This is a genomic window from Achromobacter veterisilvae (assembly GCF_037619525.1).
GTDB classification, from domain to species: Bacteria; Pseudomonadota; Gammaproteobacteria; order Burkholderiales; family Burkholderiaceae_B; genus Achromobacter; species Achromobacter veterisilvae.
Map to the genome: position 1 here is coordinate 1,352,382 of NZ_CP148753.1, position 22,204 is coordinate 1,374,585.

Genomic DNA, 22,204 nt, shown 5'->3' on the forward strand with positions numbered 1-22,204 from the left:
CGTGGCCTCTTCTCCGCCCAGATTGCCGGTACAGGCGAACGCCTTGCCCGCGCCGCTCTACGCCCAGGTCAAGCAGATGATCGCGCAGCAGATACGCAGCGGCGCGTGGCCCGCGCATTACCGCGTGCCTTCGGAGGCCGAACTGGTGGACGAGCTGGGCTTCAGCCGCATGACCATCAACCGGGCCCTGCGCGAACTGACCGCGGAAGGCCTGCTGGTGCGGATGCAGGGCGTGGGCACCTTCGTGGCCCAGCCCAAGGCGCGTTCGGCGCTGTTCGCGGTCAACAACATCGCCGACGAGATCTCGGCCCGCAACCACCGGCATCACAGCCGGGTCGTGCGCCTGGCCGAAGAGCCGGCCGGGGCCGAACAGGCGCAGGCGCTGGACATCCGCCCGGGGCAGCCGGTGTTCCATTCCGTCATCGTCCACTACGAGGACGATATGCCGATCCAGCTCGAGGACCGCTACGTCAACGTGAAGCTGGCGCCCGACTACCTCAAGCAGGATTTCACGCAAGCCACTCCCTATGAATACCTGACGCGCGTGGCGCCGCTGACCGAAGGCGAGCATATCGTCGAGGCCATCCTGGCCCGGCCGCGCGAATGCCAGTTGTTGCAGATCGAGCGCGGCGAACCCTGCCTGCTGATCCGGCGGCGCACCTGGTCGGGCGAACGCGCCGTGACCCTGGCGCGGCTGATCCACCCGGGGTCGCGGCACCGCCTGGAAGGCAAATTCACGACATGAAGCATCCCCGGATCCATCTTTACCGGGCCGAGGCCCATCCCCGCATGCCGTGGCGCAACGGCGGCGGCACCACGCAGGAAGTCGCCTGCAATCCCGGCGGCAGCACCGCGGCGTTCGACTGGCGCCTGTCCATCGCCGACGTGGGGCAGGACGGCGGCTTTTCGGCATTCGCCGGCTATCAGCGCATCATCACCGTGCTGGAGGGCCAGGGCATAGAACTGACCGTGGACGGGCGCAGGCAGGCGCCGCTGGCGCCGCGGCGGGCCTACGCCTTCTCCGGCGGCGCGCAGGTGGAATGCTGCCTGATCGGCGGGCCCATCCGCGACTTCAACCTGATCTATTCCCCGGCGCGCTACGACGCCCGCCTGCAATGGGCGGCGGGCGCGGGTCCGTGGACCTTCCACAGCAGCGCCCGCAGCGTGCTGGTGCTGAACGCGGGCGCCGCCCTGTCGCTCGCGGCCGGCGGCGCGGAGCACGCCTTGCCGTCGCGCTACGACTGCCTGCACATCGAAGGGCAGGACGGCCTGGCGGAATACCGGCTGGCCGCGGTGGACGGAGCGCTGGACGCCTGCGTGATCGAACTGTCGCCGCGAGCCGGCTGATCCGGCCCCCGCCGGGGCGCGGGCGCGGATGCGGGGAATCCCTGATCCGGCCGATTGTTTTTTAACTTGTATATACAAGCATAGTCATCCTATGATGCGGGGAACAGCCGCGCCCATGGGCCTGCGCGGCGCAACCGTTCAGGGAGAATTCCATGGAAAAGCCGAACCGCTACCGAGACGTGGAGATCCGCGCCCCTCGCGGCACCCAGTTGACAGCCAAGAGCTGGCTCACCGAAGCGCCTTTGCGCATGCTGATGAACAACCTGGATCCCGACGTGGCCGAGAACCCCCGGGAACTGGTGGTGTACGGCGGCATCGGCCGCGCCGCCCGCGACTGGGAGTGCTATGACAGGCTGGTCGAGTCGCTCAAGGAACTGAACGACGACGAAACCCTGCTGGTGCAGTCGGGCAAGCCGGTGGGTGTGTTCAAGACCCACGCCAACGCGCCGCGCGTACTGATCGCCAATTCCAATCTGGTGCCGCATTGGGCCACCTGGGAGCATTTCAACGAACTGGACGCCAAGGGCCTCGCGATGTACGGCCAGATGACGGCGGGAAGCTGGATCTACATCGGCAGCCAGGGCATCGTGCAGGGCACGTACGAGACCTTCGTCGAGGCCGGCCGCCAGCATTACGGCGGCGATCTCGCGGGGCGCTGGGTGCTGACCGCCGGGCTGGGCGGCATGGGCGGCGCGCAGCCGCTGGCCGCTACCCTGGCCGGCGCCTGCTCGCTGAACATCGAATGCCAGCAGAGCCGCATCGACTTCCGCCTGCGCACCCGCTACGTCGACGAACAGGCCAGGGACCTGGACGACGCGCTGGCGCGCATCGAGAAGTACACGTCGGAAGGCAGGGCGGTGTCCATCGCGCTGTGCGGCAACGCCGCCGAGGTCCTGCCGGAACTGCTGCGCCGCGGCGCGCGCCCCGACCTGCTCACGGACCAGACCAGCGCGCACGACCCCCTGAACGGCTACCTGCCCGCCGGCTGGACCTGGGAGGCCTACCGCGAGCGCGCCCAGCGCGAGCCGGCGGCGGTCGTCCAGGCCGCCAAGGCGTCGATGGCCGAGCACGTGCGGGCCATGCTGGCGTTCCATGCGCAGGGCGTGCCCACCTTCGACTACGGCAACAACATCCGCCAGATGGCCAAGGACGAAGGCGTGGCCGGCGCGTTCGACTTCCCGGGCTTCGTGCCCGCCTATATCCGGCCGCTGTTCTGCCGCGGCGTGGGCCCGTTCCGGTGGGCGGCGCTGTCCGGCGATCCGCAGGACATCTACAAGACCGACGCCAAGGTCAAGGCGCTGATTCCGGACGACGCGCACCTGCACCGCTGGCTGGACATGGCGCGCGAGCGCATCAGCTTCCAGGGCCTGCCGGCGCGCATCTGCTGGGTCGGCCTGGGCCAGCGCGCCCGGCTCGGCCTGGCGTTCAATGAAATGGTGCGCAGCGGCGAACTGGCGGCGCCGGTGGTGATCGGTCGCGACCACCTGGATTCCGGGTCCGTCGCCAGCCCCAACCGCGAGACGGAAGCGATGCGCGACGGATCGGACGCCGTATCCGACTGGCCGCTGCTGAACGCCCTGCTGAATACCGCGGGCGGCGCGACCTGGGTGTCGCTGCACCACGGCGGCGGGGTGGGCATGGGCTATTCGCAGCACGCCGGCATGGTGATCGTGTGCGACGGCACCGACGCGGCCGCCGAACGCATCGCCCGCGTGCTGACCAACGATCCCGGCACCGGCGTCATGCGGCACGCGGACGCGGGCTACGAAGCCGCCATCGAATGCGCGAAGGAACAAGGCCTCAAGCTGCCGATGCTGGCAGGCGCCCGCTGATCCGGCGCCCGCGCAGCGTTATCCGACAGGAGATCAAGAATGGAATTGCATTTGAAACCCGGGTGCTTGCGGCTCGCCGATCTGCGGCGCGTGTACCAGGAGCCGGTGCGCGTGGCGCTGGATCCCGGCGCCGCCGGGCCCATCGAGGCCAGCGTGGCCTGCGTCGACCGCATCGTGGCGGAGGGGCGCACGGCCTACGGCATCAATACCGGCTTCGGCATGCTGGCCACGACGCGGATCGCGCCGGAGGACCTGGAGGCCCTGCAGCGCTCGCTCGTGCTGTCGCACGCCGCGGGGGTGGGCGAGGCCCTGGACGACGCCATGGTGCGGCTGATCATGGTGCTGAAGATCAACAGCCTGGCGCGCGGCTATTCCGGCATCCGGCGCAAGGTGATCGACTCCCTGATCGCCCTCGTGAACGCGGAGGTATACCCGCACATCCCGCTGAAGGGATCGGTGGGCGCGTCGGGCGATCTCGCGCCGCTGGCGCATATGTCCCTGCTGTTGCTGGGCGAGAGCAAGGCGCGCAGCCAGGGCGTCTGGCTGCCCGCCGCGGAAGCGCTGGCGAAGGCGGGCCTGGAACCCTTGACGCTGGCGGCCAAGGAAGGCCTGGCGCTGCTCAACGGGACCCAGGTGTCGACGGCCTATGCGCTGCGCGGCCTGTTCGAGGCCGAGGACCTGCTGGCCGCCGGGCTGGTCTGCGGCAGCCTCAGCGTGGAAGCCATGCTGGGTTCGCGCGCGCCGTTCGATGCCCGCATCCACGCGGCGCGCGGCCAGCCGGGCCAGATCGACGCGGCCGCCGTCTACCGCGAACTGCTGACCGAAGACAGCGAGGTCGGGCATTCGCACGCGAACTGCGGCAAGGTGCAGGATCCCTATTCGCTGCGCTGCCAGCCGCAGGTGATGGGCGCCTGCCTGGCCCAGATCCGCCAGGTGGCGCAGGTGCTGGAAATCGAATCCAACGCCGTGTCGGACAACCCGCTGGTGTTCGCCGAACAGGGCGACGTGGTGTCGGGCGGCAATTTCCACGCGGAACCGGTGGCGCTGGCGGCCGATAACCTGGCGCTGGCGCTGGCCGAGATCGGCGCGCTGTCGGAGCGCCGCATTTCGCTGATGATGGACAAGCACATGTCGCAACTGCCGCCTTTCCTGGTGAACAACGGCGGCGTGAATTCCGGCTTCATGATCGCCCAGGTCACGGCGGCCGCGCTGGCCAGCGACAACAAGGCGCTGGCGCATCCCGCAAGCGTGGACAGCCTGCCCACGTCGGCGAACCAGGAAGACCACGTTTCGATGGCGCCGAACGCGGGCAAGCGGCTCTGGCCCATGGCCGAGAACGTGCGCGACATTCTGGCGATCGAATGGCTGGGCGCCTGCCAGGGCCTGGATTTCCGCCAGGGGCTGAAAACCTCGCCCAAGCTGGAGCAGGCCCGCGCCTTGTTGCGCGGGCGGGTGGCGCATTACGAGCGGGACCGCTTCTTCGCGCCCGACATCGCGGCGGCAAGCGAGCTCATCGCGGCGCGCGGCCTGACGGCGCTGATGCCGGCCGGCCTGCTGCCCAGTTCGTGAAACAGGAGGTTGCGGATGAGACAGGTCTGGCGCAACTGCCACGCGGCCACGATGGCGGGGGGCAAGTATGCGGCGATCGAGCGCGCCGCCATCCTGACGCGCGGGAAAAGCATTGAGTGGATCGGCCCCGAAGACGCGCTGCCGCGCGCCGACGGCGCTCCGGTCCATGACTTGCGCGGGGCCTGGGTCACGCCCGGGCTGATCGACTGCCATACCCACCTGGTGTTCGGCGGCAACCGCAGCCGGGAATTCGAGCAGCGGCTGCAAGGCGTGGATTACGCCAGCATCGCCGCGCAAGGCGGAGGCATCGCCAGCACCGTGCGCGCCACGCGGGCCGCCACCGAGGGCGAACTCTACGCCAGCGCGCGCCGGCGGGCCCTGCATCTGCTGCGCGACGGCGTGACCACGCTGGAGGTCAAGTCGGGCTACGGGCTGGATTTGCCGAATGAACGCAAGATGCTGCGGGTGGCCAGGCGCCTGGGGCAGACCCTGCCCCTGACGGTCCAGGCCACCTGCCTGGCGGCGCACGCGCTGCCGCCCGAATTCGCCGGGCGCGCGGACGACTATATCGACGAAGTCGCGCGGCGCATTCTGCCGGTGCTGGCGGCCGAGGGCCTGGTCGACGCCGTGGACGCGTTCTGCGAACACCTGGCGTTCTCGCCCGGGCAGGTCGACCGCGTGTTCCAGGCCGCCCGGCACCTGGGCCTGCCGGTCAAGCTGCATGCCGAACAGCTATCTTCGCTGCATGGCGCAACGCTGGCGGCGGGCTATGGCGCGCTGTCCGCGGACCACCTGGAACATGCGACCGAAGGCGATGTGCTGGCGATGGCCGGGGCCGGCACGGTCGCGGTGCTGTTGCCGGGCGCTTTCTACGCGCTGCGCGAAACCCGGTTGCCCCCGCTTGAGCTATTGCGCCGGCATGGCGTGCCGATCGCCATTTCCAGCGATCTGAACCCGGGCACGTCGCCCGCGCTGTCCCTGCGGTTGATGCTCAGCATGGCCTGCACCCTGTTCCGGATGACGCCCGAGGAAGCGCTGGCCGGCGCGACCGTGCACGCGGCGCGGGCGTTGGGGCTGCAGGCGACGCACGGCGAGCTGGCGGCCGGCCGGGTCGCGGACTTTGTGGCCTGGGACATCGGCCACCCGTCCGAACTGGCCTATTGGATAGGCGGAGACATTCCCAAGCGCGTCATCCGGCACGCCGGGGAAGTGGGCGCGATGCCGCTGGATTGAGGGCGGCGGATCCGGACCGATATGCGTCCGAAAAGGACCGGATACCGTTTTCGCGCACCGGAGCGGGCGGCGGCGCTTTACGATGTCGCGGCAGCGTGCCCGATGCCGGGCAGGCACATCGTGGAAGGAAAACGCATGCGGATTTGCATGATGGAAGGTCCGGTGGACCTGGAGCCCCGGGGCGCGACCTGGGAGGGGATGGCCGACCGCATCGGCGAACTTGCCCCGGACCTGCTGGTGACCAACGAAATGCCGTTCGGTCCCTGGCTGGCGGCGAGCCCGGTCTACGATGCGGACCGCGCCGCGGCGTCGGTGCGCATCCATGAAGAAGGGCTTGCAGCGCTGGCCGCGCTCGAATTGCCGGCCATCGTGTCTTCGCGGCCGGTGCCGGCCGGCGAACGCCTGGCCAACGAGGCCTTCGCCTTGCGGGACGGCCGCTACACGCCGCTGCACCACAAGCAATACTTCCCGCAGGAACCCGGCTTTTATGAAGCGTCGTGGTTCCAGCCGGCCATGCCCGGTTTCGAAGTGTTCGAAGTGGGCGGCATCCGCCTGGGCGTGCAGCTATGCACCGAGCTGATGTTCAACGAGCGCTCGCGGCGCTACGGGCGGGACGGCGCGGAGCTGATCGTGGCGCCGCGCGCCAGCGGCGCGTCGATCGGGCGCTGGATGACGGCCGGCGCCATGGCCGCGCTGGTGTCCGGCTGCTATGTGGTCAGCTCGAATCGCGCCGGACGTACGGCGGACGGGCAGGTGTTCGGCGGCCGCGCGTTCGCCTTCCAGCCGGACGGCGAACCGCTGGCGGGGTCCACGGATACCGAATCCATCGTGGCGATCGAGGTGGATCCCGCCCGATCGCGGGCACAGCAATCGCAATACCCCTGCTACGTGCGCGAGTAGCAGGGGCACCGGCTTCAGGCGGTTATCGCCGCGCGCGGCTCATGGCGGATCAGCGGGGGCAGCCGGAACGCGCTGACCGCGCTTTGCAGGCGCTGCGCCTGGGCTTCGAGCGAGGACGCGGCCGCCGCGGCTTCTTCGACCAGCGCCGCGTTCTGCTGCGTCACATTGTCCATCTGCGTCACGGCCGTGTTGACCTGGCCGATGCCGGTCACCTGTTCATGCGAGGCGGTGGCGATGTCGTTGACCAGCACGGTCAGGCGTTCGATGGTCTGGAGAATCTCTTCCATCGTGCGTCCCGCGTCTTCCACCTGCGCCGACCCGGCCTGCACCGTGGCGCCGGAGGCATCCAGCAACTGCTTGATTTCCTTGGCCGCGCCCGCGCTGCGCTGCGCCAGCGACCGCACTTCGGCCGCCACCACCGCAAAGCCCTTGCCTTCCTCGCCCGCGCGCGCTGCCTCCACGGCCGCGTTCAGCGCAAGAATGTTCGTCTGGAAGGCGATGCCGTCGATGACGCTGACGATGTCCTCGATGCGGCCCGAGTCTTCGGCGATTTCGCGCATGGTGCGCACGGCCTGCTGCACCGCCTGCCCGCCGCGCTGCACCACTTCGCTCGCCGCCGCGGCCATGCGGTTGGCCTGGCGCGCGTTCTCGGCGTTGCTGGTCACGGTGGACAACAATTCTTCCATGCTGGCGGCGGTTTCCTCCAGCGAGGCCGCCTGCTGCTCGGTGCGGCTGGACAGGTCCTGGTTGCCGGCGGCGATTTCGCTGGAGCCCGTGTTGATTTCGACGACGCCGTCGCGCACGGTGTGCACGGTGCGCACCAGGCTGTCCTGCATGTCTTGCAGGTACGGGATGATCTGGCCGACGCAATTGCGGCCAAAGGGCGGAATGGGCGTGGTCAGGTCGCCGCCGGCGATGCGCCGGAAGTGGTTCTTGATGTCGTCCAGCGGCCGTTTGACGAAAGCCGCCACGTAGCGGTCGCCGAGCACGAGCAGCAGCAGGCAGACGCCCAGCACGATGCCCATGCCGGTATAGGCACGCTGGCGTTTGGCGCTGGCGTCCTGCATCAATTGCGTTTCGCGTTCCTTGGCGTAGGCTTCGTAGGCTTCGATGCCCTTGCCGAAGGCGCGGCTGGCCGTGACCACGGCGCCGGCCGCATGCTTGCGGGCCTGTTCGATGTCGCCGGCTTCCAGATGCTGGCGCTGCACCGCGATGCCGCCGTTGACCAGGGCGTCGAAGCCGGCCTGCATGGGATCCAGGATGGCCGCCGGGATGTCTTTCCTGGCCCGTTCCACAAAAACGGCCTGCTGCTTCCTGGCCTGGTCCAGCGCGGCGTCGACGCTGCGCCCTTCCTCGGCCGCCTGGGCGGCCTGGCCCAGGCCGGCATATTCCAGTTGGCGGGACAGGCGCAGGCGCGCGCGCATGATCTGATCGTTGACCCGGGACAGGGCGGACACTTCGTTCAGGAGTTCGCTGCTGGCTGCGAGCGCCTGGCCCGCGCTGTTCAAGCCATTGACGCTGATGGCCGACAGGCCGGCGAGCAAGGCGCTGACCATGAGCAGGGTGCACAGGATCATGCGGCGGATGGTGATGTCTTTCAATAACTGTTTCATGCGTGTCGTTCCCTGGTGCAGCGAGGGGGCTGCAACGACAACAACGGCGCGGCGCCAACGATATTTAGGCGCTGTTGCACAACTTACGAATATATCGGTTTGATGCTGGAGTACGGGGAAATAACGCAACATTGTTGCGCCTGGGTAGAGGCCTCGGCGTGGCCCGGACCTACCGCGCCGATGGCGCCTGCACGGGTTCCGAGGCGTCGAAGCGCAGCCGCGAGAAACTGGCGGCGCAGGCCAGCGCGGCGCACAGGCCGCCCAGCCACAGCGCGGCGACGGCGCCCTGCGTGCTGGACACGTTGAAACAGGCGGCCACCATGGCCGCGCCCGAGGCCTGCCCCAGCAGGCGCACGGTTCCGATCATGCCGCTGGCGCCGCCCGCGCGAGAGGGCGGCGCCGACATCATGATGGCGCGCAGGTTGGGCGACTGGAAGAAGCCGAAGCCGGCGCCGCACACGGCCATGCGCCAGGCGATGTCCCAGATGGGCGGGTCGGCCGGCATCAGCGCCAGCAGCGCCATGCCCAGCGCCATGAGCGCCAGGCCCACGCCGCCCAGCGCGCCCGCGGGATAGCGGTCGGACAGGCGCCCCGCGATGGGCGCCATGAAGGCCACCACAACGGGCCAGGGCGTGATCAGGAAGCCCGTCTCGACCTGGGTGTAGCCCAGCGTGGTCTGCAGCAGGAAGGGCAAGGACACGAACGCCAGCGCCTGGGCCGCGAACGCGCAGATGGCCGTGGCGGCGGACAGGGCGAACAGGGGGCGGCGCAGCAGGTCGACGGCCAGGATGGGGGCGGGGTGGCCCGCCTGCCGCCGCATCAGCAGGAACAGGCTGGCCGCGGCGATCCCCCATTCCAGCGCCACGCGCGGCAGGGGGGCGCGGTGGGCAAGCTCGTTCGTTCCCAGCACGAACATGCCCAGCGTCAGCGCGCACAGCGCCGCGGCCACGCCGTCGAAGCCATGCCGCGCGCGGGTGGTTTGGGGCAGGCCGCGCAGGGCCAGCACCGCGCAGAGCGTGCCGACGGGCACATTCATCAGGAACAGCCAGTGCCAGTTCCCCAGCAGGAGGATGGTCGACGCGACGGTGGGGCCGGCCGCGAAGGACAGGCCCACCACCATGGCGTTCAGGCCCAGTCCGCGGCCCAGCAGGTGCGAGGGGTAGATGAAGCGCAGCAGCGCGCCGTTGACGCTCATGACGCCGGCCGCGCCCAGGCCCTGCAGGATCCGCGACGCGACCAGGGTGGGCAGCGACGGCGCCAGGCCGCTGGTCAGCGACGACACGGTGTATATGGCCAGCCCCACGATATAGACGCGGCGGTGGCCCAGGATCTCGCCCAGCGCCGCGGCCGGCAGCAGGCCCGCCACCATGGCCAGTTGATAGCCGCTGATGACCCAGATGGATGCCGCGTCGTCGGCCCGCAGGTCGCGGGCGATGGTGGGCAGCGCCGTGTTGGCGATGGCGGTGTCCAGGCTGGCCATGCACAGCGCCAGCATGACGGCCAGGAGCGCGCCCAGGCGTTCCGATGCCGGCAGGCCGACGCCGGCCGGATAAACGGTATGGTGGGAGAACGTGAGCATGTGTCAGGCCGCCTCGCGAGGCGTCCGGGTTGCGGACCGGGAATCGTGACCGTCGATTCTACGGCACGGGCGGGGCGGCCCCGCGGGCGCCGTCCGCCTATTCCACGTTGTGGACGCGCAGCCGTTCGGCCAGTTCGGCGTAGCAGCGCCGGACCGCCGCGCGGGCCTGCTGCTCCGGGGCGCGCGCCATCAGGCAGATGCGCCGCGTGAGCCGCGGGCGCCGCAAGGGCACGATGGCCAGGCCGTCCTGGCGCTGGCCCTGCGTGTACAGCCGCGAGATCAGCCCCACGCGCAGGCCGGCGCGCACCAGGCTGTAGAGCGTATCGGTGTAGTTCAAGGTGTCGGTCGCGGCCAGGTCCGACCCCTGCTGGCGCAGGGTGGAGACGATCATTTCGTAGGTGCTGCCGCGCGACAGCACGGCTAGCGGCTCCGCGTTGAGGTCCTGCCAGGTCAGCGCCTGGCGCCGCGAAAGGCGGTGCGTGTCGGCCAGCACGGCCACCAGTTCGTCTTCGGCCACGAAGGCGGCGGCCAGGCCGGGCGTGAGGCCGAAGTCCAGGCCCAGTCCGATGTCCAGTTCGCCATTGCCCAGCGCGGCCATCAGTTCGTCGTTCAGGTGGTCGCTGAGGATCAGCGCGACGTCCGGATGCCGCAGGCGCCACTGGGCCACCACGGGGGCCAGCAAATGCATGGTGGACGGGATGCAGCCGATGCGCACCGTGGCGGCCTGGGTGTCCAGCAGGCGCCGCAGGTCTTCGGCGCCCTGGGTGTAGCTGTTGAGCAGCCACTCGATCTGGGCGCGGGCGGCCAGGCCGGCCGGCGTCAGCCGCACGTGGTGGGTGCTGCGCTCGAACAGCGCCACGCCCATCAGCGCCTCCAGTTCGCGGATGGCGGCGGACAGGGCGGGCTGGCTCAGCGCCAGCGCCTGGGCGGCGCGGCTGAAACTGGCGTGGCGGGCCACTTCCTTGAAGCCGCGCAACTGCCGCAGCGTGGGCTGGCGCGCCGGGACGGGCGGGCTGTCCGGCGGGGGGCACTTGGTCATAGATTTACCTGATGAATCTATAAAAATATAACATTTCAGTTATTACCGGGATCTGGGTAGGATGGCGCCGTCGCCCTCCTCCGCGCCGCGCGCCTTGCGCGCGCGCTTCGTCCGTTCCGACCGTTCCCGCCATGTTCAAACGTCTGTTCCTGTCCGTGTCCGCGCTGGCGGCCGCGCTGTGCATCGCCCCGGCCGCCGCCGCCGATCCCGCCTGGCCCGAGGCCAGGCCGCTGACCCTGATCGTGCCGTTCAGCCCCGGCGGCAACGTCGACACCACGGCCCGGCTGGTGGCGCAGAAACTGGCGGACCGGCTGAAGCAATCCGTCATCGTGGACAACGTGGCGGGCGCCGGCGGGGTGCTGGGCGTGGCCAAGGCCGTGCACGCCAAGCCCGACGGCTATACGCTGGTGATGGGCTTCGACGGCCCGGTCAGCGTGGCGCGGCTGATCAATTCCGCGGTGAAGTACGACGCCGAGACCGACCTGGCGCCGATCGCCCTGGTGACCACCGCGCCCGTCGTGCTGCTGGCCCGCCCGGGCCTGCCGGTAAAAGACATGGGCGAACTCATCGCGCTGGCCCGCGAGAAGCCCGACACGCTGACCTACGCCTCGTCGGGCGTGGGCACCGTGCTGCACCTGGCGATGGAAGTGATGCAGGACCAGGCCAAGGTCAAGCTGGTGCACGTGCCCTACCGCGGCGGCGCGCAGATCACCAACGACGTCATGGGCGGCCAGGTGGACCTGGGCCTGCTGGTGACCACCAGCGCCACGCCGCTGGTGCAGCAAAAGAAACTGCGCGCGCTGGGCGTGACCTCGGCGGGCCGCGTCGATACGCTGCCGGACGTGCAGGCGTTCGGCGAAACGCCGGCGCTCAAGGGCTTCGAACTGAATACCTGGACCGGCGTGTTCGCGCCGGCGGGCACGGATCCCGCCGTGGTGCGGCGCTTGAACCAGGAACTGAACGCCGTGCTGAAGATGGACGAGGTGCGAAAGCGCCTGGCCGAAGGCGGCGCCATCGCCGGCCAGGGGACGCCGCAGGATTTCGCCGGGTTCCTGAAGAAGGAAAAGGCCCTGTACGCCCACATCGTCAAGAGCGCCGACATCCAGCAGGAATAAGACAAGGACGACCACGCCATGAACCTTCCCGCTCGCGGCCCCGTGCTGCCCGAAATCCAGGCCATCCAGGACGAGATGGTGGCCCTGCGCCACCGCATCCACGCCAATCCCGAACTGGCCTACGAGGAGATCGCCACCGGCGACCTGGTGGCGCAGCGGCTGGCGGAATGGGGCTACGAGGTGCACCGCGGCCTGGGCGCGACCGGCGTGGTGGGCACCTTGCGGCGGGGCGCCGGCACGCGCCGGCTGGGCCTGCGGGCGGACATGGACGCCCTGCCCATCCACGAGACCACCGGCCTGCCCCACGCCAGCCGCAACCCCGGGAAAATGCACGCCTGCGGCCATGACGGGCATACCGCCACCCTGCTGGCCGCCGCCCGCGCCCTGGCCGAGCGCGGCCGCTTCGACGGCACGCTGCACCTGATTTTCCAGCCGGCCGAGGAAGGCCATGGCGGCGCGCAGAAGATGATCGCCGACGGCCTGTTCGAGCGCTTCCCCTGCGACGCGGTCTACGCGTTCCACAACGAACCCGGCTATCCGGCGGGCCATTTCGGCTTCCGTTCCGGCGTGATGTACAGCTCGTCCGATACGGTGGTGCTGACGGTCGGCGGCGTCGGCGGCCATGGCGCCATGCCGCACGTGGCGGTGGACCCCATCGTGGCCGCGGCCAGCATCGTGCTGGCCTTGCAGACCATCGTGTCGCGGGAGATCGATCCCAACGACATGGCGGTGGTGACCATCGGCGCCATCCACGGGGGCGACGCGCCCAATGTGATCCCGAAGTCGGTGGAGCTGCGCCTGACGGTGCGGGCGCGCCGCCCCGAGACGCGCGCGCTCCTGCGCGAACGCATCACCGCGATCGCCACCGCCCAGGCGGCCGTGCACCGCGCCACCGTCGAGGTGGACTACCGCTGGCGCTACCCGCCCGTGGTCAACGACCGCGGCGCCACGCAGTTCGCGGCGGCCGTGGCGCGCGACTGGCTGGGCGAAGGCCTGCTCATCCCCGACCTGGAGCCCTTGCAGGCCAGCGACGACTTCGCCTTCATGCTGGAGGCGGTGCCCGGCAGTTATTTCATCGTCGGCAACGGCGAGGGCGAAGGCGGCTGCATGGTCCACAACCCAGACTACGATTTCAACGACGATATCCTGCCGGTCACGGCCAGCTACTGGGTGACGCTGGCGGAAGCCTATCTGGCCGCCGGCGGCCGTTCCTCCCGCGACGCATGACCGCTACCCACGATCCGACCCCCGCCGGCGCGCCGGCGTTCGACGCCACGACCGACTATTGGCAGGAGATCGTGGGCGCCGACGCGCTGTCCCTGCCCCTGGATCCGCCCTATGTCCGCGGCTATCCCGCGCGGCTGCCGGACGGCCGCTATCTGGTGCTGCCGCTGCGCGGCGTGCCCGGCGACCCCGAGCGCTGCGTGGCGTCGTTGATCGCCAACCAGGCGAGCCTGGACGTGGCCGACGCGCTGGCGGGCTTCATGGCCGAGCGCGCGCGCGCCTTCGGCGCCGAAATGGTGGTGGGCCTGCCCACGCTGGGCCTGGCTTTCGCGCCGATGGTGGCGCGCGGGCTCGGGTTCAAACGCTATGTGCCGTTCGGCTATTCGCGCAAGTATTGGTACGACGAGCGCCTGGCCGTGCCGGTGCGCTCGCTGACCACGCCGGACGCCGGCAAGCTGCTGTATGTGGACCCCAATCTGGCGGGCAGCCTGGCGGGCCGCCGGGTGCTGGTGGTGGATGATGCCGTCAGCACCGGGCAGACGATGGTGTCCGCGCTGGAACTGCTTGCCCGCTGCGGCGCCGAGGTGGCGGGCATCGTCGTGGCCATGTGCCAGGGCGAGCGCTGGCGCGCGCGCCTGGTGGACGGGAACGGCGCGCCGATACCCGTGGCCTGCGCGTTCGAGTCCCCGCGCATGCGCCGGGTGCCGGGCGGGTGGGCGCCGGAGAAGGCCTGGCCTACAGGGATTCCGGGTCCCGGCGCAGGGAAAAGCCCTGCGCTTCGTTCATCGCCAGATAGCTGACGTTGCGCGACACCACCGGCGGCTTGCCGCCGGCGTGCAGCGCGTGCACCTTGTCCAGCACCATCTTGTCGGCCAGCGTCATGCGGTCGATCATCCGCAGGTACTGCATCCAGCTTTCCACCAGGAAGACTTCGCGCCAGACCCCTTCGCGCTCCAGGTCGCGGAATAGCTGCCACTGCTGCGCGCCGTTGCGCAGCCGCAGGAGGCGCAGGGGATGGGCGGCCTGGATCAGCGCGGACAGCTTGTCCCGCTCGATCTGGTATTCCACCGCGACCAGCACGGCGCCGTGCTGCGTATTGAAGCCCGCCGCGGCCAGCGCGGGTTCGGCGCTGTCGGCGCGCGCCAGGGATTGCGTGTCCACGTGTTCGGGCAGGCGCGAACGGTACAGGAGCGCCACGGTGATGCCCAGCATGATGCCGGCGGCGGCCAGCGCGCCCGAGACGCCCATGGTGCCGGCGAAGTGGCCCCACATGAACGAGCCGGCCGCCAGGCCGCCGAAGATGGCTGTCTGGTACAGCGCCAGCGCGCGCGCCTTGACCCAGTCGGGCACCAGCATCTGGACGGTGGTGTTGTAGGTGGCCAGCACGCCGATCCAGCAGCCGCCGGACAGCAGCAGCGCCGGAAACGCGATCCACAGGGAGCCGGCCAGGCCCAGGGCCAGCAGGCAGGCGGCCAGCAGCCCGGCGGCGACGCTGACCAGGCGGCTGGCGCCCCAGGCCGCCTGCGCCCGCCGCACCGCGGCGCTGCCGACGATGGCGCCCAGGCCCAGCGCGCCCAGCATGTAGCCGTACAGCAGGGCGCTGCCGCCTTCGTGTTCGTGCGCCAGCAGCGGCAGCAGCGCCCAGAGCGCGCTGGCCGACAGGCCGAAGGCGAAGGACCGCAGCATCACGACGCGGGTCACGGTGGAATGCTGGGTGTAGCGCAGCGCCGCCACCACGCCTTCGAAGATGCCTTCGGGCGGCAGCCGGCGCACGGGCAGATCGCGCTTCCAGCGCCAGATCGCCCAGATCAGGCTGCCGTAGCAGAAGCAGTTCAGCAGGAACACCCAGGGCGCGCCCATGGCGCCCAGCAGCAGGCCGCCGATGGCCGGCCCCACGGCGCGCGCCACGTTGAAGTTGACGCTGTTCAGCAGCACCGCGCTGCCGACGTGGGCGCGCGGCACCTGTTCCCCCACGGCGGCCTGCCAGGCGGGGGTGACCACGGCGCTGCCGATCGCGATGCAGAAGACGGAGGCGATCAGCGTGATGGGGTGCAGCAGCCCGGCGAAGGCGAGCACGGTGATGAAGACCCCGCCCGCCAGTTCCAGCAGCATGCCGGTCAGCATGACCTTGCGCCGGTCGTAGTTGTCGGCCAGCACGCCGGTCAGGATGGACAGCGCCACCAGGGGGAAGGCGGCGGCCACCTGGATCATGGCGACCATCAGCGGGCTGCTTTGCTCGGTGGTGATGATCCAGGCGGCCGCGACGGATTGCGCCCAGGTGCCCAGGTTGGCGAACAGGTTGGCGATCCAGATGATGCGGAACGCGGGAAAGGCGAAGGGGGAAAGCGTGCTTACCCGCAGGACGGGGGCGGGGGCGGCCGGCGCGTCCGGGGGAAGGTCGTTCGTGGCCGAAACGGGTTGCAGCATGGAGAGGGGATGCGAGGCGCCCGGAGGCGCCGCGGCGGGCTGTCTGGGTCGGGCAATGGTACGCCAAGCGGATGGGCGGCGGGGCGTGCCGAGGACGCAAGCGGATGCGCCCCGGCCCGCTGTCGGCGGGGCCGGGACGGCCTTGCCGGGCGCCCAGTCCTGGCTACGGCTTGGCGGCGGACGGCGCGGGCGGGTACGCCTGGTTCAGGTATTCCACGATCAGGGGGACCTGCTCGGCGGGAATGGGGGCGCCGTAGGTGCCGACCATTTTCTTGACCTCGGCGTCCCAGAAGCCCAGCGGCATCGGCGGCTGCGACGACACGTAGTCCACCGAGTGGCACATCAGGCACAGGGACGCGCCCTGGGCGCCGGGGCCGGTGCCGGGGTGTAGCTTGGCGGTTTCCTGGGGAAGCTTGATTTCCAGGGCCTGGGCCGCGGGGGCCAGGCAGGCGGCGGCCAGGGCAAGCAGCGCCGGCGCGCAACGACGGAAGTGGCGGATCATGGCGGGCTCCTCAGGCGGCGGTGACGCGGATGGTTTCGACCACGTTGCGCATGTAGCCGGCCGGGTTCCAGAGCGGCTCGAGGGGCTGGGTGTCGCCCGCCATGTTGGTGGCGCGGACCTTCAGTTCGTAGTCGCCGGCGTTCTTGGGCATGAAGTCGGCATGCCATTCGCGGAAGGAATAGCGGCCCAGGTCCTTGCCCAGGGAAGCGGCGCGCCAGGTCTTGCCGCCGTCGGACGAGAACTGGACCTCGCGGATGCCCTTGCCGCCGTCGAAGGCGATGCCGCGCACCTGCACGGGCTTGCCCCGGGCGACCCGGGTGCCTTCCGCCAGGCTGGTGATGAAGCTGCGCACGTTGTAGCGGCCGATGGGGCGCGTCTTTTCCGGGGCCTTGCCCGGCGGCGTACAGGCGCAATCGTTGTCGGGGATGCGATAGGCTTTCTGCATCCAGAAGCCGTCGAACTCCTTGTCCAGCACCTTGATGTCGGCCAGGTGCTTGACCCAATAGGTGCCGTAGTACCCGGGCACGACCAGGCGCACGGGGTAGCCGTTGAGCATGGGCAGGTCGGCGCCGTTCATGGAATACGCCAGCATGACCTCGCCGTCCATCGCGTGGGCGGTGTCCAGCGCCTTGATGAATTCAGGCGTGCCGGGAAGCACCGGGCGGTCCATGCCTTCGAACGTGACCTGCCGCGCGCCCGCATGGAGGCCGGCCTGTTCAAGAATGCGCTTGAGCGGGATGCCGACCCAGCGGGCGTTGCCCATGGCGCCGTTGCCCGATTGCCCGCCGCCCACCCGCGGCGTGAAGAAGCCCCGGCTGTTGCCCGAGCATTGGGTGACGGCCACCAGCTCCACCGGCTTGCCGAATTGCCGTTTCAGGTCGGCCAGCGACAGTTCCAGCGGTTTGTCCACCAGCCCGCTCACCCGGATGCGGTAGGTGTCCAGGTCGATCGAGGTCGGGATATTGCCCAGGTGGTAACGCACGAAGAAGGCGTCGTTGGGCGTGATGACGTTCTCGTTGAAGACCGCGAACGGCGTTTCCAGTTGCGGCGGACGGGAGGTCTGCCGGATCAGCGGGCGTTTCTGCGGATATGCGATCAGGTCGCGTTCGCCGTTGGCGAAGGGCAGCGTGACGGTGGCGGGCGCGGCCAGGCTGGTCAGCGCGTGGCCGGCCAGCGTGCCGGTTGCTCCCAGGGTACAGGCCTGGCGCAGGAAGCGCCGGCGCCCATTCGTATCGAATGCGCTCATCTTCGCGTCTCCTCGTTTTTGTCGAACGCCCTGCCCGCGGCGTTTTTTTGGGTGCGAACACTGCCTGGACGAGGCTACGCGCCGCGGCCTGACAAATGCGTTAATGTCCGCGCTGGCCGTTCCAATATCCGACTTTTCCGATTCGATGACCCTGACTTTCAATCGGCGCGCATTCGGCGCGCTGCTGGCCGTGACCGTGCTGGAAGCGCTGATCGTCACCCTGGGCGCGCCTTATCCCGTACTGCGGGGGTTCGTGGGCGACGTGGTGGCGGTGGGGTGGGCGTACCTGGCGTACCGCAGCTTCATCCGGGCGAACGTGCTGCCGCTGGCGATGGCGGCGCTGCTGACGGGTTACGCGGTGGAACTGGGCCAGTACCTGGCCCGGCATTTCGGCTGGCGGCTGGAGCAGCCGCTCTTGAGGATCGTGCTGGGCAGCGTGCCCGACTGGTGGGACATGCTGGCCTATACGCTGGGGTTCGGGCTGGTGCTGGCGCTGGCCGCCTGGAAGCGGCGGCGCGCCGGACTGCGCGCCGCTTAGGCGCGCATGCACCTGGGCCTGGCCGCAAGGGCTGGGCCTTTTTCCGCTATTCAGCCTGCCTGGCAGGCCGCCGCGTCATCGTGCCGATGCGGGGCGGGCGTTGCCGCGCGCAGCGGTTGCAGCCGCGCAGTGCGGAACGGCGCGAAGCACTCGGACCACGACGAAGGGAACAAGGGGGTGGCATGGCGCACGGCATCGCGGCGGGCGTAGTGCGTCAGCAGTTGCTGGCCGATCGGGGCATCTCCCAGGGGGTGGCGGGTATTCATGGTATTTCCGTATTGCATTGAAAGTGTATTCAGTGTACCAGCGATGGCCTTTGAACGCCAGTCCCACCCGGGGCGCTCCAAGTGCTTGATCTGAAAAGACTGTCCCTGTTTATCGGCCATTTGTCCGGGATTGCCCTAGGACTCCAAAACAGTAGACGGTATACAATGTTCAACATGCCCGGGCTAAGGCAGCCTGGAATCCTCCCTACTGGACCTGGAGCCCGTCATGGCTGAACTGATGAACCGAGATGAATTCCGCACCGCGTTGGAAAACGCGATCAAGGGCAAGAGCGCCAATGCCTCGCCTTTTTCGATTGCCTGGGCCGAAGGCAAGCTCAGCCGCCAGCACCTGCAGCGCTGGGCCGAGAACCACTACCACTACGTGGGGCCCTTCGCCGACTACCTGGGATATCTGTACGCGCGCACGCCCGACACCTATACCGAGGCCAAGGACTTCCTGCTGGCCAATATGTATGAGGAAGAGATCGGCGGAGACCGCCACACGGACCTGCTGATCCGCTTCGCCGAGGCCTGCGGCACCACCCGCGAACGGGTGGTCGATCCCGACAATATGTCGCCCACCACGCGGGCGCTGCAAAGCTGGTGCTACGCCGTGGCCATGCGCGAGGACCCCATCGTGGCCGTGGCCGGGCTGGTGGTCGGCCTGGAATCGCAGGTGCCTTCCATCTACCGCAAGCAGACGCCGACCCTGCGCGAAAAGTACGGATTCACCGACGAGGAAGTGGAATTCTTCGACCTGCACATCGTGTCGGACGAAATCCACGGCGAACGCGGCTACCAGATCGTGCTGGAGCACGCCGACACGGTGGAGCTGCAGCAGCGCTGCCTGAAGATCTGCGAGATCGGCGCCCAGATGCGGCTGCTGTACACCACGGCGCTCTACACCGACTACGTGCAGAACGACATCGCGCTGCCCGAGCTGGGCCTCGCCGCCTGATTCTCCGGCGCCCGCCGCCCCGGCCTTGCCGCCGGGCGGCTGCCGGACCGCAGACCCTGGATCCGAGAACCATGCCTACCGTTGTATTCCATAAAGGCGGCCAGACCTACACCGACGTGGTGAAGGAAAACACCAACCTGGTGGTGCGGGCCGGCATCAAGCAGTTCCCCTATCCGCACCTGCGCTACGAATGCGGCATGGGCAAGTGCGCCAAGTGCGCCTGCCGCGTGCTGGCCGGGGCCGAGCACCTGCCCCCGGTGAACTGGAAGGAAAAGAAGCAACTGGGCGACCGCATCGACCAGGGCTACCGGCTGGCCTGCCAGTTGTGGCTCAACAGCGATATCGAGCTGACCCAGGACGTGGAGGCATAGCGGCGATGGACCCGGTATACGTAATCCTGACCTCCAAGCCCGGCGTGTTTCGCACGGAAACCGGCGACGGAGTGGACATCATCGAAACCTACGACTACGTGTTCTACGGCCGCGCGCTGGCGGAATACCGCATCGCCCGGCTGCATGGGGAGACGAAGCTGATCGTCACCGAAGAGACTCCGCCGTACGTGGTGAACCGCGTGCCGTCCAAGTTCCTGGAGAAGTTCGAATCGGTGGAAGCCGCCCGCAAGGAACTCGGCCACCTCACGCGCTTCGGCAGCATGGAATCGACCCTGACGCTGCGTCCCGGCGCCGTTCCCGCGGAGCACTGAACACCATGGTCCAGATCACTTTCATCTCCAATGGCGGCAAGATCGCCACGGCGCCCGAGAACAGCAACCTGCTGCGCGTATCGCTCAGGGAAAAAGGCGGCATTCCGTTCAAGTGCGGAGGCGGCCTGTGCGGCACCTGCAAATGCCGTATCGAAGAGGGGCTGGAAAATACCGACGCGATCAAGCCCAAGGAGCGCAAGCATCTGCGTCCCGAGGATTTCGAGGCGGGCTACCGCATGGCGTGCCAGACCTTCGTGAACGGCGACATCAAGGTGTCGTGGGTGATCCAGAACGGCAAGGGCGTGGTGGTGGGCGCGCCCGCCGACCCCGTGCGGGCCGAAACCTGAGGGCCGGGGCCGGGCGGGACGGCGCCGCTCACGCCACCGAGGCGTGCTGCGCCTGTTGCGCCTCGGTGTAGGCCTTGGCGGCGTTGTGCACGTGCTGGCTGGCCAGCAGGGCGGCCAGGTCGCCGTTGCCGGCGATGACTGCGTTCAGAATCTGCGAGTGCTCGTCCCAGTTCTGCTTGGCGCGGCGCATATTGCTGGGGGCGAACAGCAGCGCGGTGCGGTCGCGCAGCGAGCGCATCAGGTCGGTCAGCACCACGTTGCCGCCGATGGTGGCGAGCATTTCGTGGAATTGCGAATTCAGGGCCAGGAACTTGTCCAGTTGTTCGCTGCGGGCGGCTTCCATGCCTTCGCGCAGGAACGCCTGCAGGCGTTCCACCGTCTTTTCGTCGCGGCGCTGCGCCGCGAGCTTGGCGTTCAGCCCTTCCAGGGTGGCGCGCACTTCCACCATGTCGTAGGCCACCGCGTCGGACAGCACCGACACGGACGCGCCGCGCCGGGGCTCGATGGTGACCAGCCCTTCGGCCGCCAGCGCGCGCAGCGCCTCGCGCACCGGGATGCGCGACACGCCCATTTCTTCGGACAGGCGCCCTTCGACCAGGCGGTCGCCGGGCGTGAATTCGCCGCTGAGGATGCGTTCGCGCAGCTTGTCGCGGATGACGGCGAACAATTGCGGGTGCTGCTCGCCGATCTTCAGCGGAGCGGAATGCTGCGTGGCTACAGCTTGCGGGCTGACGGGAGTCGTGGTCATGGCGAGCAGGTTTGGCGTAATGGATACAGTCTCCATTGTATTACCGGGTGTAGCCGAGTGCCGGCCGGGACGCAAGGCATCAGCCGCCCCAGAAAGCCTTGGCCAGCACTCCCAGCGCGCCCAGGGCGCACACCGCCAGCAGCACGCCGCGCACCGCGCGCGGGGGCAGCCGGTTGCGCAGCCGGTTGGAGACCGCAAAACCGGCCAGCAGGAAGGGCGCCAGGCTGAGCGCCAGCCCGGCGTGGTAACCCGTATACCGCTTGGCCAGCGCAAGCATGGCAAGCGAGAAAATCGATCCCAGGAACAGCACCATGCCCAGCGTGGCCCGCAGCCGCGGCGGCGGCGCATGCTGCATCACGATGGCGATGGGCGGCGCGCCCACCGAGGTCATCGTGCCCATGATGCCCGATGCGACCCCCGCGCCCGAGACGCGCCCCGGCGTCGCGGAAAAGCGCAGGCCGGCCGCGCTGAGCGCGACGGCCGCGAGGATCAGGCAGGCGAACAGGACGCCCAGCGCCTGGGGCGCGAAGCGCGTCATGGCGTAGATGGCGATCAGCGTGCCCACGGCGCGGCCCGCCAGCGCGTAGGAGACGGCCGGCCAGTCGATGGCCGCGCGTTCGCGCAGCGCGGTCAGCAGGGAAATGCAGCCGCCCAGCGTCAGCAGGGGGCCGGGCGCCAGTTGGGGAAAGAACATGGCGGCCACGGGCGCCGCGAACATCGCGAAGCCGACGCCGCCCACGCCTTGCGCGATCGCCGCGCCGAACACGACGACGGCCATGGTGGCGTATTGCATCAGATCGGGAGTCGGCAGGGAGGAGGTCATGCCTGGATTAGATTTTTATGTATACGGTAGTCTATCCATGATTCGGCGGAATTTCCCGAAAGGCATGAAAAACTAGGGTAATCCCCTGATTCTTTGATGTTATTCAAGGGTTTCCTAGAGTTATCGCTTTTCCCAGGGTACGCATATTTTGATTGATATAGATCAAAACGAAATATAGTATACCGACAGTGGTGA

The 22,204-nt window shown here is 69.0% G+C and carries 23 protein-coding genes; 14 read left to right on the forward strand and 9 right to left on the reverse strand.

Annotated elements, in window-relative coordinates; translation table 11 throughout:
- Window position 1 precedes the first annotated feature (1 nt).
- The 6 genes from hutC to WHX56_RS06325 all read left to right on the forward strand — a co-directional run bounded on the left by hutC (window position 2) and on the right by WHX56_RS06325 (window position 6,881).
- On the forward strand, window positions 2-745 hold the full coding sequence (gene hutC, locus WHX56_RS06300; RefSeq protein WP_422393641.1) for a histidine utilization repressor: 744 nt from the start codon (window positions 2-4) through the stop codon (window positions 743-745).
- Window positions 742-1,347 (forward strand): HutD family protein, encoded by a 606-nt coding sequence (locus WHX56_RS06305; RefSeq protein ID WP_338880769.1) that lies wholly within the window; start codon window positions 742-744, stop codon window positions 1,345-1,347. The genes hutC and WHX56_RS06305 overlap by 4 nt, the downstream gene beginning before the upstream one ends.
- 152 nt (window positions 1,348-1,499) lie before the next feature.
- Window positions 1,500-3,179 (forward strand): urocanate hydratase, encoded by a 1,680-nt coding sequence (hutU, locus tag WHX56_RS06310; protein ID WP_338880770.1) that lies wholly within the window; start codon window positions 1,500-1,502, stop codon window positions 3,177-3,179.
- A gap of 39 nt (window positions 3,180-3,218) precedes the next feature.
- Entirely contained in the window at window positions 3,219-4,748 is a 1,530-nt protein-coding gene (hutH, locus tag WHX56_RS06315; protein ID WP_338880771.1) for a histidine ammonia-lyase, read from the forward strand.
- 15 nt (window positions 4,749-4,763) lie between these two features.
- On the forward strand, window positions 4,764-5,981 hold the full coding sequence (hutI, locus tag WHX56_RS06320; protein ID WP_129241375.1) for an imidazolonepropionase: 1,218 nt from the start codon (window positions 4,764-4,766) through the stop codon (window positions 5,979-5,981).
- Between the two features lie 147 nt (window positions 5,982-6,128).
- Window positions 6,129-6,881, forward strand: coding sequence for a carbon-nitrogen hydrolase family protein (locus WHX56_RS06325; protein ID WP_338880772.1), 753 nt, complete (start codon window positions 6,129-6,131; stop codon window positions 6,879-6,881).
- Between the two features lie 14 nt (window positions 6,882-6,895).
- On the opposite strand, the gene WHX56_RS06330 is transcribed toward WHX56_RS06325, so the two are convergent.
- The 3 genes from WHX56_RS06330 to WHX56_RS06340 form a co-directional block, all read right to left on the reverse strand.
- Window positions 6,896-8,494 carry a methyl-accepting chemotaxis protein gene (locus WHX56_RS06330; protein WP_287752565.1) on the reverse strand — a complete coding sequence of 533 codons (1,599 nt, stop codon included), beginning with the start codon at window positions 8,492-8,494 and terminating at the stop codon, window positions 6,896-6,898.
- Window positions 8,495-8,663: 169 nt separating this feature from the next.
- The gene (locus WHX56_RS06335) at window positions 8,664-10,073 is read right to left on the reverse strand and encodes an MFS transporter (protein ID WP_338880773.1); all 1,410 of its coding nucleotides are present in this window, start codon (window positions 10,071-10,073) and stop codon (window positions 8,664-8,666) included.
- 97 nt (window positions 10,074-10,170) lie between these two features.
- Entirely contained in the window at window positions 10,171-11,112 is a 942-nt protein-coding gene (locus tag WHX56_RS06340; RefSeq protein WP_338880774.1) for a LysR family transcriptional regulator, read from the reverse strand.
- Window positions 11,113-11,243: 131 nt separating this feature from the next.
- Here WHX56_RS06340 and WHX56_RS06345 point away from each other — a divergent pair, with 131 nt between their 5' ends.
- Genes WHX56_RS06345 through WHX56_RS06355 form a run of 3 tightly spaced genes read left to right on the forward strand, consistent with a single transcriptional unit; the run spans window position 11,244 to window position 14,251 of the window.
- The gene (locus WHX56_RS06345; protein ID WP_129241380.1) at window positions 11,244-12,227 is read left to right on the forward strand and encodes a Bug family tripartite tricarboxylate transporter substrate binding protein; all 984 of its coding nucleotides are present in this window, start codon (window positions 11,244-11,246) and stop codon (window positions 12,225-12,227) included.
- Window positions 12,228-12,245: 18 nt separating this feature from the next.
- On the forward strand, window positions 12,246-13,454 hold the full coding sequence (locus WHX56_RS06350; RefSeq protein ID WP_338880775.1) for a M20 aminoacylase family protein: 1,209 nt from the start codon (window positions 12,246-12,248) through the stop codon (window positions 13,452-13,454).
- Window positions 13,451-14,251 (forward strand): phosphoribosyltransferase, encoded by an 801-nt coding sequence (locus tag WHX56_RS06355; protein ID WP_338880776.1) that lies wholly within the window; start codon window positions 13,451-13,453, stop codon window positions 14,249-14,251. The genes WHX56_RS06350 and WHX56_RS06355 overlap by 4 nt, the downstream gene beginning before the upstream one ends.
- Here the strand turns inward: WHX56_RS06355 and WHX56_RS06360 are convergent.
- The 3 genes from WHX56_RS06360 to WHX56_RS06370 all read right to left on the reverse strand — a co-directional run bounded on the left by WHX56_RS06360 (window position 14,187) and on the right by WHX56_RS06370 (window position 17,626).
- A complete protein-coding gene (locus WHX56_RS06360) occupies window positions 14,187-15,878 on the reverse strand; it encodes an MFS transporter (RefSeq protein WP_338880777.1) in 1,692 nt (563 codons plus the stop codon). The genes WHX56_RS06355 and WHX56_RS06360 overlap by 65 nt on opposite strands.
- A gap of 163 nt (window positions 15,879-16,041) precedes the next feature.
- Window positions 16,042-16,380, reverse strand: a complete 339-nt coding sequence (locus WHX56_RS06365; RefSeq protein ID WP_129241384.1) for a sulfite:cytochrome C oxidoreductase subunit B — start codon at window positions 16,378-16,380, stop codon at window positions 16,042-16,044.
- 10 nt (window positions 16,381-16,390) lie between these two features.
- Window positions 16,391-17,626: a molybdopterin-dependent oxidoreductase gene (locus WHX56_RS06370; RefSeq protein ID WP_338880778.1), complete on the reverse strand. Its 1,236-nt coding sequence runs from the start codon at window positions 17,624-17,626 to the stop codon at window positions 16,391-16,393.
- A 145-nt stretch (window positions 17,627-17,771) separates the two neighbouring features.
- Between WHX56_RS06370 and WHX56_RS06375 the strand changes: the two genes are divergently transcribed.
- Window positions 17,772-18,164 (forward strand): DUF2809 domain-containing protein, encoded by a 393-nt coding sequence (locus tag WHX56_RS06375; protein WP_338880779.1) that lies wholly within the window; start codon window positions 17,772-17,774, stop codon window positions 18,162-18,164.
- A 50-nt stretch (window positions 18,165-18,214) separates the two neighbouring features.
- On the opposite strand, the gene WHX56_RS06380 is transcribed toward WHX56_RS06375, so the two are convergent.
- Entirely contained in the window at window positions 18,215-18,430 is a 216-nt protein-coding gene (locus tag WHX56_RS06380) for a hypothetical protein (protein WP_129241387.1), read from the reverse strand.
- A 226-nt stretch (window positions 18,431-18,656) separates the two neighbouring features.
- On the opposite strand from WHX56_RS06380, the gene WHX56_RS06385 reads away from it, so the two are divergent.
- The 4 genes from WHX56_RS06385 to WHX56_RS06400 all read left to right on the forward strand — a co-directional run bounded on the left by WHX56_RS06385 (window position 18,657) and on the right by WHX56_RS06400 (window position 20,438).
- On the forward strand, window positions 18,657-19,388 hold the full coding sequence (locus tag WHX56_RS06385) for a TenA family transcriptional regulator (RefSeq protein ID WP_129241388.1): 732 nt from the start codon (window positions 18,657-18,659) through the stop codon (window positions 19,386-19,388).
- Window positions 19,389-19,459: 71 nt separating this feature from the next.
- On the forward strand, window positions 19,460-19,759 hold the full coding sequence (locus tag WHX56_RS06390) for a 2Fe-2S iron-sulfur cluster-binding protein (protein WP_129241389.1): 300 nt from the start codon (window positions 19,460-19,462) through the stop codon (window positions 19,757-19,759).
- Between the two features lie 5 nt (window positions 19,760-19,764).
- Window positions 19,765-20,091, forward strand: coding sequence for a ferredoxin (locus WHX56_RS06395; RefSeq protein ID WP_338880780.1), 327 nt, complete (start codon window positions 19,765-19,767; stop codon window positions 20,089-20,091).
- Entirely contained in the window at window positions 20,088-20,438 is a 351-nt protein-coding gene (locus WHX56_RS06400) for a 2Fe-2S iron-sulfur cluster-binding protein (protein ID WP_287752578.1), read from the forward strand. The genes WHX56_RS06395 and WHX56_RS06400 overlap by 4 nt, the downstream gene beginning before the upstream one ends.
- Before the next feature lie 28 nt (window positions 20,439-20,466).
- On the opposite strand, the gene WHX56_RS06405 is transcribed toward WHX56_RS06400, so the two are convergent.
- Both WHX56_RS06405 and WHX56_RS06410 read right to left on the reverse strand, forming a co-directional pair.
- The gene (locus WHX56_RS06405) at window positions 20,467-21,186 is read right to left on the reverse strand and encodes a GntR family transcriptional regulator (RefSeq protein WP_129241458.1); all 720 of its coding nucleotides are present in this window, start codon (window positions 21,184-21,186) and stop codon (window positions 20,467-20,469) included.
- 79 nt (window positions 21,187-21,265) lie between these two features.
- Window positions 21,266-22,009, reverse strand: a complete 744-nt coding sequence (locus WHX56_RS06410; RefSeq protein WP_129241392.1) for a sulfite exporter TauE/SafE family protein — start codon at window positions 22,007-22,009, stop codon at window positions 21,266-21,268.
- Between the last annotated feature and the right edge of the window lie 195 nt (window positions 22,010-22,204).

Coding starts and splice junctions, on each gene's coding strand:
- WHX56_RS06380 (WP_129241387.1), bottom strand. CDS start 18,430: ATGAATACCCGCCACCCCCTGGGAGATGCCCCGATCGGCCAGCAACTG.
- WHX56_RS06340 (WP_338880774.1), bottom strand. CDS start 11,112: ATGACCAAGTGCCCCCCGCCGGACAGCCCGCCCGTCCCGGCGCGCCAG.
- WHX56_RS06335 (WP_338880773.1), bottom strand. CDS start 10,073: ATGCTCACGTTCTCCCACCATACCGTTTATCCGGCCGGCGTCGGCCTG.
- WHX56_RS06325 (WP_338880772.1), top strand. CDS start 6,129: ATGATGGAAGGTCCGGTGGACCTGGAGCCCCGGGGCGCGACCTGGGAG.
- hutI (WP_129241375.1), top strand. CDS start 4,764: ATGAGACAGGTCTGGCGCAACTGCCACGCGGCCACGATGGCGGGGGGC.
- WHX56_RS06390 (WP_129241389.1), top strand. CDS start 19,460: ATGCCTACCGTTGTATTCCATAAAGGCGGCCAGACCTACACCGACGTG.
- WHX56_RS06405 (WP_129241458.1), bottom strand. CDS start 21,186: ATGACCACGACTCCCGTCAGCCCGCAAGCTGTAGCCACGCAGCATTCC.
- hutU (WP_338880770.1), top strand. CDS start 1,500: ATGGAAAAGCCGAACCGCTACCGAGACGTGGAGATCCGCGCCCCTCGC.
- WHX56_RS06375 (WP_338880779.1), top strand. CDS start 17,772: ATGACCCTGACTTTCAATCGGCGCGCATTCGGCGCGCTGCTGGCCGTG.
- WHX56_RS06385 (WP_129241388.1), top strand. CDS start 18,657: ATGGCTGAACTGATGAACCGAGATGAATTCCGCACCGCGTTGGAAAAC.
- WHX56_RS06350 (WP_338880775.1), top strand. CDS start 12,246: ATGAACCTTCCCGCTCGCGGCCCCGTGCTGCCCGAAATCCAGGCCATC.
- WHX56_RS06345 (WP_129241380.1), top strand. CDS start 11,244: ATGTTCAAACGTCTGTTCCTGTCCGTGTCCGCGCTGGCGGCCGCGCTG.
- WHX56_RS06330 (WP_287752565.1), bottom strand. CDS start 8,494: ATGAAACAGTTATTGAAAGACATCACCATCCGCCGCATGATCCTGTGC.
- WHX56_RS06395 (WP_338880780.1), top strand. CDS start 19,765: ATGGACCCGGTATACGTAATCCTGACCTCCAAGCCCGGCGTGTTTCGC.
- hutH (WP_338880771.1), top strand. CDS start 3,219: ATGGAATTGCATTTGAAACCCGGGTGCTTGCGGCTCGCCGATCTGCGG.
- WHX56_RS06370 (WP_338880778.1), bottom strand. CDS start 17,626: ATGAGCGCATTCGATACGAATGGGCGCCGGCGCTTCCTGCGCCAGGCC.
- WHX56_RS06410 (WP_129241392.1), bottom strand. CDS start 22,009: ATGACCTCCTCCCTGCCGACTCCCGATCTGATGCAATACGCCACCATG.
- WHX56_RS06305 (WP_338880769.1), top strand. CDS start 742: ATGAAGCATCCCCGGATCCATCTTTACCGGGCCGAGGCCCATCCCCGC.
- WHX56_RS06355 (WP_338880776.1), top strand. CDS start 13,451: ATGACCGCTACCCACGATCCGACCCCCGCCGGCGCGCCGGCGTTCGAC.
- WHX56_RS06365 (WP_129241384.1), bottom strand. CDS start 16,380: ATGATCCGCCACTTCCGTCGTTGCGCGCCGGCGCTGCTTGCCCTGGCC.
- WHX56_RS06360 (WP_338880777.1), bottom strand. CDS start 15,878: ATGCTGCAACCCGTTTCGGCCACGAACGACCTTCCCCCGGACGCGCCG.